Source organism: uncultured Georgenia sp., assembly GCF_937958535.1.
Taxonomy (GTDB): Bacteria; Actinomycetota; Actinomycetes; order Actinomycetales; family Actinomycetaceae; genus Oceanitalea.
Genome location: NZ_CALGNQ010000068.1, coordinates 1 through 4,345, shown reverse-complemented (window position 1 = coordinate 4,345; position 4,345 = coordinate 1). Strand labels below are relative to the sequence as shown.

Genomic DNA, 4,345 nt, shown 5'->3' with positions numbered 1-4,345 from the left:
GAGCCGGACGACGTTCGCCTTGCCGACGACGGCGACGCCGACGGCGGAGACGATCTTCTCGAAGGTGTCGGCGAACCAGGCCGCCTGTTCGGGGGTCATCGTCGTCTGCTGCTCGGTCATGGTCATGCGTCTGCTCCGTGTGAGGTGGGGAGTGTGGCAGGTCCTACCACGTGAGGGTGTCGGTGAGGTCGAGCCCGTTGCCCCGCACCCGGACGGTCACCCGTTCGCCCGGGAACCCGCGCCACGTGTTCGACTCCCAGCGGCCGGAGCCGGAGAGCTGGACGTTGGAGTAGGAGCGCCACGGGTTGGTGGGCTCTGTCGAGGCGTCGAAGGAGATCGTGTACCGGCCTGACGGCAGGTTCTCGTAGTCCACGGCGAGCAGGCGGCACTCCGAACGACACCCGCCGTCGACACGCGAGCCCTTGGCCATCGTGACGCTGGGCTCGGGCGGCTCCGGGTCCGGGCGGCGCACCGGCGCGTCGATGGTGGTCACCGACGCCGACGCCGTGCGGACCTCGCCGTCGGCCCGTTGCGCGCGGACCTGGGCGCGGTACGTCGTCTCCCAGTCGCCGTTGATCTTCCGGTTGCCGCTGGCCGGGACGTTCTGCCAGCTGCCCCAGCTGCCGGACCCGTTGTCGATGCGCAGCTGGACGCTCGTCACCTCGCGCCCGTTCCCGCCGGGGGTGGTCCAGCTGAACGTGGCACCGGGCTGCTCGCTCACGCCGTCGGTGAAGCCGTCGTGGCGTCCGTGGCGCTGGCTGCTCATCGTCGCCTGGCCGAAGGGCCCGAAGGGCACGACGGTGTTCGACGTGGGGCTGGCCTCGCCGCAGTAGGTGTTGCACGCGCGCACCTGGAAGCTGTAGCTCGACCCGTTGGTCAGGCCGGTGACCACCCGGTTCGACGGGACCTGGGTCCACGCACCGCTGCCGATGCGGTACTCGTAGCGGCGGATCGGGTCGCCGTTGTCGGGCGGCGCGCCGAAGGTCAGTGTCGCACGCCGGTCGCCCTCCGTCGCCGTCACGCCGGTGACCCGGTCGGGCTGGAGGAAGGACCGGACGGGCGCGGACGGTGGGCTCGCCGGCGAGGTGCCGGCCTTGTTGGTCGCGGCGACGGTGACCGTGTAGTCGCTGCCCGCGGGGGCGTCCTCGGTGAAGGACGTCTGCCCGCCCGGGAGGGTGAAGGACTTGTACTGCGCCCCGTCCCGGCGGATGACGACGTCGTAGGAGGCGACCGGGTCCCCGTTGGCCGCCGGAGCCTCCCAGGACGCGGTGATCTGGGCGCTGACCGGGGAGTCCACCCGTTGCGCGAGCGGGGCGACCGGCTGGTCCGGGACGCCGGCAGGCACCTCGGGCGCCGACCACTCCGACCACTCGCTCGGGTCGGGGGCGTCGTTGTGCGCCCGGACCCGCACGGTGTAGGACTGCCCGTTCTGCAGCCCGGTCCACGTGTGCGAGTTGCCGGTGACGGAGATCTGGCCCCCGCCCGGCGAGGGTGCGATCTGCAGGTCGTAGGACGTCACGGCGGAGCCGCGGCTCTCCGGGGTGGCCCACTCGACCGCGAGCTCGCCGTCGCCGAAGGTGAGCACCGGCGCGGCTGGACGCTCGGGCTTGACGTCGGGGCGGGCCATCGCCGAGGGCCCGGACGGCTCGGAGTCACCGACCTTGTTCACGGCGACGACCGTGAAGGTGTACTCGACGTCGTTGGTCAGCCCGTCGATGGTGCACGTCGTCGTCGGGCAGTCCCGGCTCACCCCGGCGGCCTCGACGCGGTAGCCGGTGATCGGGGCACCGTTGTCCGCCGGCGCGGACCAGCTGAGCACGACGGTGCGGTCCCGGACCTCGACCACCCGCGGCGGGGCCGGACGCTCCGGGACGCCGATGACCGAGTAGGTGATCCGTCCGTCGACGAAGCGCTCGCGGTCCCCGGTGACGTCCTGTACCGAGAAGCGGGTCGTGGCCCGTCCGACGAAGTCCTCCCCGGCGGTGACGGTGACGGTGGACGCGTCGATGGTCGGTGGCGGGCCGCCGGTCTCGGACACGGCGTCGACGACGGTGAGCGGCTCCCCCGGGAACGGGTTGAACGCCCCCTGGAGCACGTCGACGGTGCGCGACTCGCCCTGTTCGAGCTCGCCGAGGTCGACGTCGTTGACCGTCGCCAGTCGCCGGTTCGACGCCGTGACGGTGACCTCGACGACGCCGGGCACCGGCTCGGACTTCCCGTCGGAGACGGTGATCTCGACGTTGCCGGTCGTTCCACGCGGGGTGTCGGCGGGGGCCGAGACGGTGAGGTTCGGCCCGTCGAGGCGCGCGTCGACCCCCTCGGGTGCGCGCACGAGCTCGAAGCGCAGCTGGTTCCAGTCCCCGGCGTCGGGGTCCTGGGACAGCTGGCGCAGGTTGAGCACCTGCGGCGCCTCCGCCGGCGCCACCTCGACCGCCGCGCCGTCGAAGGTGGGCGGGGTGTTCTCGGTGGACTCGACGGTGATGTCGAGGGTGAGCACCGCCGTCCGGCCCTCCGGGTCCTGCGCACTCGCACCGTCGGTGACCTCGAAGGTCAGCGTCGCCGGGCCGGCGTAGGCGGGGGCCGAGGTGAAGGTCAGCGTCGTCGGGCCGACGACGGGCGAGCTCCCGTCGGAGTTCGTCGCCCGCACCTTGGACTCGTCGGTGAGGCGCACATCCTTGCCGCTCGGCGCGATGACGTAGTCGGCCAGCTCGATCTCGCGCGTCTCCCCCGTCGCGACGACGATCGGCTCGGCGTCGGTCCGCAGCACCGGACCGGAGTCGTCCAGGCCGGGGACGTCGACGAAGGCGTACGCCGTCAGCCCGTCCTGGTCGGTGACCGAGTAGGTGAGCACCTGGCGGCCCGGCTGGACGTCGACCTGGACCTGCCGGTCGACGACGGCGGCGCCCTCGGGCGCGTCGACGAGGTCGACGGTGAGCCGGTCGCGGGTTCCGTCGGGGTCGAAGTCGTTGTCGAGGACGGGGATGGAGACCCGTTCCTGGTCGAGGATGGTGATCGTCCGGACGAGGTCGTCGACGGCCACGGGTGGCTGGAGCTCGGCGTCGGCGGACACGTGCACCGTGATGATCCCGGTCGAGGTGCCGCCGCGCTGGTCGCTCACGTGGTACGGCAGGGCGAAGGTGCCCTCCTGCTCCGGCGTCGTGATCCGCAGCGTCCCACTGTCGACCTGCTCCACCGCGAGGTCCGGGACCGCGTCGAAGGCGGGGTCGCCGAGGTAGAGCGGGTCACCGTCGGGGTCGGTGTCGTTGAGCAGCGGGTCGAAGTCGACGACGCGGCCGGGCTGGACGACGAGCTCGTCGTCCACCGCCTGCGGGGCGCGGTTGAGCTCGGGTGGGGCGACGACGGCGACCCGCACCGGCGCGCTGGCGTACGCCCCCATCCGGTCGCGCACGGCGTAGGTGAAGGTGTCGGTGCCGCTCGCCCGGGAGAAGGCCTCGTAGTCGATGTACGTGGGGCCGACCTCGACGATGCGGCCCTTCGTCGGTGCCTGGTCGGCGCCGAGCAGCTGGACGGAGTCGCCGTCGGGGTCGATGCCGAAGAGCGGGACCTGGATCCGGACACGTTCCCCGGCGAAGGCACGTGCCTCGACGGGCAGCGGCAGCGGGGCGGCGTTGCGTTCGCCGTCGTCGGCCTGGACGTAGATGGTCACCTGCGCCGAGGCCCGCTGGCCGGTCGAGTCGACGATCTCGTAGACGGCGTTGACGGTCTGCGGCTGCTCCGGGGCGCGGAAGCGCAGGGTGTCACCGGAGGCGAAGAGGTGCCCGGCCTGCGGCTCCTCGACGAGCTCGGGCACGAGCGTGATCTCGTCCCCGCCCGGGTGGGAGTCGTTGGACAGCACCGGGATGGTGACGTAGTCCCCGGCGCGCACGTTCGTGACGTCGGGCTGGGCGACGGGTGGCTGGGCGAGGGAGTCCGGCGGGATCTGCATGACGACGACCTCCCCGGTCGCGCTCGCGGATCCGTTGGACACCTCGTAGGTGAGGCGCTGGGCGGTCTGGACGTCCTGCGTGGCAGTGATCTTGAGCAGGCGGTGCTCGAGCACGGCGACGACGAGACCGGACTCCGGCGGCACGTCGACCTGCCGGACGGCGAGCAGCTCACCGCTCGGGTCCTCGTCGTTGGCGAGCACGTCGACGAGCACCTGACCGCCCGCGGGGAGCAGGGCGACGTCCTGGACCGCCACCGGTGGGGCGTCGGCCGGCTCACGCACGTCGATGCGGATGAGGCCGGTGGCGCTCGCCCCGGCGTCGTTGACGACGATGTAGGTGAGGTAGTACGTCTGCGCCGAGTCGGCCGAGAAGCGGAAGGAGCCGGCGTCGTAGTCGGG

The 4,345-nt window shown here is 72.4% G+C and carries 1 protein-coding gene and 1 pseudogene; both read right to left on the bottom strand.

Features of this window, described 5'->3' with window-relative positions; genetic code table 11:
• Nucleotides 1-126: pseudogene (locus tag Q0195_RS04005) on the bottom strand (ATPase); the annotation flags it as partial.
• A gap of 37 nt (nucleotides 127-163) precedes the next feature.
• A partial coding sequence (locus Q0195_RS04000) for an Ig-like domain-containing protein (protein WP_299274882.1) occupies nucleotides 164-4,345 on the bottom strand: 4,182 nt, incomplete at its 5' end.